Genomic DNA, 6,582 nt, shown 5'->3' on the forward strand with positions numbered 1-6,582 from the left:
CTCGTCGTTGCCATAGCTACGGCTATGTCGCCTCCTCGCGCCTTGCCTGACAGCTGACTGGACAATTTCATTTCATCACCTTATTTGCGGGACAGAACACTAAACCCGCTCCACGTTCGGTATCCAGACGCGAAGCAGCGAGAACAGGCGGTCCAGGTCGATCGGCTTGGCGAGGTAGTCGTTGGTGCCGGCCTTGATGCACTGCTCCTGGTCGTCCTTCATGGCCTTGGCGGTGACGGCAAGGATGGGCAGCTTCTGGAAACGCGGGTCCTGGCGGATGCGGCGCGTGGCTTCCAGGCCGTCCATGCCGGGCATCATGATGTCCATCAGCACCAGGTCGATGTTTTCCACCTCGTTGAGTTTGCTGATCGCCTCAAAGCCATTGCGGCCAATTTCAACCAGCATGCCTTTTTGCTCAAGCGCACTGGTGAGCGCAAAAATGTTGCGCACATCGTCATCCACCAGCAGGATCTTGCGACCCTCGAACACCCGGTCACGGCTCCGCGTGGCCTTGAGCATGAGTTGCCGCTCTGCCGAGAGGTCTGCCTCCACCCGGTGCAGGAAAAGGGTGACTTCATCGAGCAGGCGCTCGGGCGAACGCGCGCCCTTGATGATGATGGAGCGCGAGTACTGCAGCAGGTCGGCTTCCTCCTGGCGGCTCAGGTTGCGACCGGTGTAGACAATCACGGGCGGAAAAGAAGTGATGTCGCCGGTAGCCATGCGCTGCAGCAACTCATAACCCTGGATGTCGGGCAACTTCAGGTCGATGATCATGCAGTCAAAAATCGTGTTGGCCAGCAAGGCCAGTGCCTCCGTGCCGGTTTCGACTGCGGTGATTTCGACGTCGTCGTCGCCAATCAGGCTGGTGACGCTGGCGCGCTGCAGTGCGTCGTCTTCCACCAGCAGCACTCGCTTGACCTTTTGCGTGAGCTTGTCTTCGAGCTTCCTGAAGACCTCCTTGAGCTGCTCACGCGTGGTGGGCTTGATGGCATATCCGATGGCACCCATCTGCAGGGCGGGCTCGCGGGGTTCCACGCCCGAGACCACGTGCACCGGCACATGGCGGGTCAGCGGGTTGCGTTTGAGCTGTTCCAGCACCGACATGCCATCGCGGTCGGGCAGGCCCATGTCGAGCAAAATTGCGGCCGGCAGGAACTGGGTGGCCAGCTCTATGGCGTGTGCCGCACCGTGCGCGACGAGGCAGTCGTAACCCAGCTCATGGGCCAGGTCATACAGGATCTGCGCGAAAGCAGGATCATCCTCGATCACCAGCACCAGCCGGGTGGCCAGCGGCTTGTGCCTGTCGTCGGGGAACACCGGCACATGCACCGCTGTTCCCGGAGCCGCGGCCTTGACGGTCGCAACAGTGGTGACGGGGACTGGCCGCGCCTGCGCAGGGGTCATCGGGGCGGCTGGCGGCAACTGGGCCGGCGTCCAGCGGGTGGGGAGCAGCAGCGTGAAGCAGCTGCCTTTGCCCTCGCGGCTCTCCAGTGTGATGGCGCCGCCTAGCAGGCTGCTCAGGTCGCGCGAGATCGACAGGCCCAGGCCGGTACCGCCGTAGCGGCGGCTGGTGGTGCCGTCGGCCTGGTGGAAGGCATCAAAAATAATGCCCTGCTGGTCCGGCCGGATACCGATGCCCGAATCCTGCACGGCAAATGCAATCTGGCCGTCGGCGTGCTGCGACACGGTGAGGCTGACCTTGCCTGCGTCGGTGAATTTGATTGCATTGGACAGCAGGTTTTTCAGGATCTGTTCGATGCGCTGGCGGTCGGTCACCAGCGTGACGGGTGTGCCGTGGCTGATGCTGATCTCGAACTGCAGTTGCTTCTGGTTGGCCATGGGCTCGAAGGTGTTTCTGAGCGAGCTCACCAGATGGGCCAGAACGATGTCTTCGGGAGTCAGTTCGAGCTTGCCGGCCTCGACCTTGGAGATGTCGAGAATGTCGTTGATCAGGTTCAGCAAGTCATTGCCGGCGGAGTAGATCGATTGTGAGAACCGGACCTGCTCTTCATTGAGATTGCCCTTGGGGTTGTCTGCCAGCAGCTTGGCCAGGATCAGCGAGCTGTTGAGCGGGGTACGCAGTTCATGCGACATGTTCGCCAGGAACTCCGACTTGTAGCGGCTTGCGCGGCTGAGTTCTTCGGCGCGCTCTTCCAGCAGGGTCTGCGCCTGGTTGAGCGCGCCGTTTTTCTGGTCCAGCGACAAGGCCACTTCGGACAGCTGCTCGTTGGTTTGTTCAAGCTCGGCCTGCTGGTTCTCCAGGTTGATCTGGTACTCCTTGAGCACGCGTGACTTTTCTTCCAGCTCTTCGTTGACGGTGCGCAGCTCTTCCTGTTGTGACTGCAGGCCTTCGTTGAGCTGCTGGCTTTCTGCCAGCACGTCCTGCAGCCGCCGGCGGTACAGCGCTGCGTGGATGGAGTTGCCGATGTTGTTGGCAATCATGTTGACGAACTCCAGGTCCCGCGCGCCAAGCGCACGCAGAAAACCGAGCTCCACCACGCCATTGACCTGTCCGTCGTTGTGTACCGGCACCACCAGCACGTGGCGGGGCGAGCCCCGGCCCAGGCCCGAGGTGACCTTCAGGTAGCCGTCGGGCAGGTCGTCGAGCTGCAGCACCCGGTTCTCAAGCGCTGCCTGACCGACCAGGCCCTCCGCGCTGTAAAACGCCTGTTCCGTACTTTCGTTGTTGGCACTGAAGCCGTAGGCGGCAACTCGCCGCAGGTTGCCGTTGTCTTCCCGGACGTAGAGGGCCGCCACGGCCACATCAAGGTAGCGCGCGACGAACTCGAGCACGCTGCGACCCAACGACTCCAGAGCCTGCTGGCCGATGGTGTGTTCGGCCAGCTGCCGCTGACCGGTACGCAGCCAGAGCTGCTGGTCCAGCAGCAGCGCAGTGGCCGCCTGTTTGCGCTCTGCTTCGACATAAGAGTCCGACAGGCGCTGCAGTTCGCGGTGGCCAAGTGCTGCGAGCAGGCCACTCAGCCCCAGGCTGAACAGCAGGTAAGCCGCCATGCCCCAGGTGGTGTTGCTCCTGGCCTGGGTGTTGCGCTCCTGTAGCAAGCGCTCTTCAATGCTGATGAACTCGGCGAACTCGCGCCGGATTTCATCTGTCAGGCTTTTTCCGCCCGCAGAACGAACCGGCGCCTGGTAGTCGAGGTCTTTGCGTCTGAGGTCCACAATGGTTTGCGCAAACTCGTTCCACTGCGTCTGCAATGCGGCAATACGCCTGAGCCGGCTGACCTGGGACTGGTTGTTCCGGACCAGTTCGGCCAGCGTGGCGGTTTCGGCCGCAATGCGTGGCTTGCCGATCTCGAAAGGCTGCAGCAGGGGTTCTTCACCGGTGACCAGGAAGCCGTACATGCTGGCTTCCATGTCGGCGCCCAGCTTGGCGACCTGGTTGGCGTTGCTGATCGCCCGTTCTGTCAGCTCGACGCCGCCAAGGGCGGACAGGAGGTAGAAGATGAGGGTGACAAAAACCGCGGCGCTGAGTGCCCCCACGCCCAGTGGCAGGCTGACGTTGCGCGTCAGGACGCGTCGAAAATTTTCCTGATTGTCGGAAGTTGGCCCGGTCATGGTGTCCCCGCGCCAAGCGCAATAAAGGACCGAGTGTGCGCCTGAACCGGCGTTTCGAACGTGCGCTAGCGCACATAAGGCCTGTTAAGCCAGGAAATCTTCGATCAGGCGGGCCAGTTGCTCCGGCTGGTCGTGGTGCAGCATGTGGCCGGCATCCCGCACCACCGCAGTGGTGACCTGCGGCACGGATTGCAGCCGCTCGTGGTATTGGGCCAGCGTGTATTTGCCTTCCCACCATTTGCCCAGGGAATCGTCGGACGCCTCGATGGCCAGCGTGGGTGCGCTGATGCGCTGGTAAATCTCCAGCACCTCGTCAACGCGGTACAGCTGGGCGTTGGTGATTTTGTGGGCGGCGTCGCCCAGGATGCGCCACTGGCCCTGGGCGTCGGGTGCGGCCCAGTGGCGGGCCAGCCAGTCGGCCTTGTCCTGCGTCAGCCGCGGGTTGGTGCGCATCAGGCGGCGGGCCACGCCGTCCACGTCGTTGTAGGGTTTGAGCGCCATTTCGCCGCGGTGCAGGCTTTTGAGCTCGTCCATCCATTTGGCATAACGTCCGGGCGCCTGGCTGGGCCGCGTGGCGGGCATGCCGAAGCCTTCGAGGTTGACCAGCTTGCGGATGCGCTCGGGCCGCACGCCGGCATACAGCATGGCCACATTGCCGCCCATGCTGTGGCCGACGAGGTCGACAGGCTGGCCGGGTGCATAGTGGTCGAGGAGAAAATCGAGATCGGCCAGGTAGTCCGGAAACCAGAAGTTGTCTGCACCTCCGGCACCGGTTTTTCCATAACCGCGCCAGTCGGGCGCAATGATGCTGCGGCCCTGCACAAAGGCGTCGGACAGGGCGTCGACCGCAAACTGGTAGGAGGCAGCGACGTCCATCCAGCCATGAACCAGCACCAACGGCGTCAGGCTACTGTTGGCTTCGCCCCAATGAAGCGTGTGGTAATTGATGCCGCGTATTGGGACAAACTCGCTGCGGGGAGGGCGTTTTTCTTTGTACATTGATCCTCAATCATAAGGAGACTCGATTTGAAGCGCAGTCAAGACAGGGACATGGCCCCCACATCCACATCCGATCATTACGCCGACCTACATACGGGCTTTCGTTGGCAGGTGGATGAACATTTCAACATCGCCGAGGTCTGCTGCCGGCGCTGGGCAGAAACCGATACGGCCAGGAGTGCTACTGAAAGAGTAGCTATCCGCGCCCACCAGACGGGGGCTGCGACCACTTTTCATACCTATTCGCAGTTGCAGCAGGCGGCCGACGCCCTGAGCCATGTGCTGGCGCAGATGGGCGTGCAGCGCGGTGACCGCGTGGCGATTGTGATGCCGCAGCGTTTTGAAACCGCCGTGGCCTACATGGCGGTGTTCCAGATGGGCGCGGTGGCGATGCCGCTGTCCATGTTGTTCGGCCCCGAGGCGCTGGAATACCGGCTGCAGGACAGTGAGGCGGTGCTGGCCATATGTGATGAGAGCTCCATTGCCAGCCTCAAGGCCATTCGCCAGAGCTGCCCGGCGCTGCGCACGGTGATTGCAGCGGGCGCGGCAGCAGGCCAGGGTGACGTGGATTACGAGGCGGCGACTGCAGCGCAGCAACGGGCTTTCACCGCAGTGAAAACCAAGGCCGACGACGCAGCCATCCTGATTTACACCAGCGGCACGACTGGCCCGCCCAAGGGCGCGCTGCTGGCGCACCGTGCGCTGATCGGCAATCTGCCGGGTTTTGTTTGCAGCCAGAACTGGTTCGGTTTTGACGGCAAAACCAATGCCAAGTCCGACGCCGTGTTCTGGAGCCCGGCGGACTGGGCGTGGACCGGCGGGCTGATGGATGCCCTGTTACCCACCCTGTATTTCGGCCGGCCCATCGTGGCTTTCAACGGGCGCTTCAGCCCCGAGCTGGCCTTCAGCCTGATGGCAGAACAGGGCGTGACGCACACCTTCCTGTTTCCGACCGCGCTGAAAGCCATGATGAAGGCCTACCCGCAACCGCGGCGCCACTTCAAGCTCAAGCTGCAGGCCATGATGAGCGCGGGCGAAGCGGTCGGCGACGCGGTTTTTGCTTATTGTCGCGACGAGCTCGGTGTGCTGGTCAACGAAATGTTCGGCCAGACCGAGATCAACTATGTGGTGGGCAACTGTTCTGCCTTGTGGCCGGCCAAGCCGGGCAGCATGGGCAAAGGCTACCCGGGCCACCGTGTGGCGGTGATTGATGACGACGGAAAGGAATGCCCGGTGGGCGTGCCTGGCGATGTGTCGGTCAATCGCTTTGACATCCATGGCGACCCCGACCCGATCTTTTTTCTCGGTTACTGGAAAAAGGACGCCGCCACCCGCGGCAAGTTCACCGGCGACTGGTGCCGCACCGGCGACCTGGCGAGCCGCGACGAAGAAGGCTACCTCTGGTACGAGGGCCGAGCTGACGACGTGTTCAAGGCAGCCGGCTACCGCATTGGCCCCGGCGAGATCGAGAACTGCCTGGTCAAGCACCCGGCGGTGGCGAACGCGGCGGTGGTGCCCAAACCCGACCGGGAACGCGGCGCCGTGGTCAAGGCCTACATCGTGCTCGCTCCTGATTTTGTAGCTGTCCGCGCACAACAGATGGGGGCTGGAGGCCAATTTGACATCAAACTCATGGCCGAGCTGCAGGCCCATGTCAAGGGCCTGCTGGCGCCTTACGAATACCCGAAGGAGATCGAGTTCATTGACGCGCTGCCGATGACCACCACCGGCAAGGTGCAGCGGCGCGTGCTCAGGCTGCAAGAGGAGGAACGGTTCCGACAGGCAGGTTGAGCGGCATGCGCAAAAAGAAAAAGCACCCCGCGGGGTGCTTTTTCTTTTTACCAGCGGGGGCCGCAGATCTGGCTTTGCCAGTCTGCAGGCGCCGTCCCCGGAGGGGGAAAAGGCGCTACACGAAGTGAGCGTCGATAGGGGAATCAGTTACCTGGCGGTAGCCTGCACCGGCTCGGCCACATAGATCTCGACGCGGCGGTTCTTCGCACGGCCTTCATT

General features: G+C 62.5%; 3 protein-coding genes. 1 reads left to right on the plus strand and 2 read right to left on the minus strand.

The genetic code is table 11. The annotated features are described in order from the left end of the window. Nucleotides 1-99: 99 nt before the first annotated feature. Together WA904_RS14590 and WA904_RS14595 are read right to left on the minus strand one after the other, a co-directional pair. Complete coding sequence (locus WA904_RS14590) at nucleotides 100-3,573, minus strand: response regulator (RefSeq protein ID WP_425197849.1); 3,474 nt, start codon at nucleotides 3,571-3,573, stop codon at nucleotides 100-102. Between the two features lie 84 nt (nucleotides 3,574-3,657). Then, the gene (locus tag WA904_RS14595; RefSeq protein ID WP_425197850.1) at nucleotides 3,658-4,572 is read right to left on the minus strand and encodes an alpha/beta fold hydrolase; all 915 of its coding nucleotides are present in this window, start codon (nucleotides 4,570-4,572) and stop codon (nucleotides 3,658-3,660) included. Between the two features lie 51 nt (nucleotides 4,573-4,623). Here WA904_RS14595 and WA904_RS14600 point away from each other — a divergent pair, with 51 nt between their 5' ends. Further along, nucleotides 4,624-6,363 carry an acyl-CoA synthetase gene (locus WA904_RS14600; RefSeq protein ID WP_425197851.1) on the plus strand — a complete coding sequence of 580 codons (1,740 nt, stop codon included), beginning with the start codon at nucleotides 4,624-4,626 and terminating at the stop codon, nucleotides 6,361-6,363. Nucleotides 6,364-6,582 lie beyond the last annotated feature (219 nt).

It is taken from the genome of Polaromonas sp., assembly GCF_049790275.1.
Taxonomy (GTDB): domain Bacteria; phylum Pseudomonadota; class Gammaproteobacteria; order Burkholderiales; family Burkholderiaceae_C; genus Polaromonas.

Excerpts from the sequence above, each read along its gene's own strand:
- WA904_RS14590 (WP_425197849.1), bottom strand. The coding sequence starts at position 3,573 with ATGACCGGGCCAACTTCCGACAATCAGGAAAATTTTCGACGCGTCCTG.
- WA904_RS14595 (WP_425197850.1), bottom strand. The coding sequence starts at position 4,572 with ATGTACAAAGAAAAACGCCCTCCCCGCAGCGAGTTTGTCCCAATACGC.
- WA904_RS14600 (WP_425197851.1), top strand. The coding sequence starts at position 4,624 with ATGGCCCCCACATCCACATCCGATCATTACGCCGACCTACATACGGGC.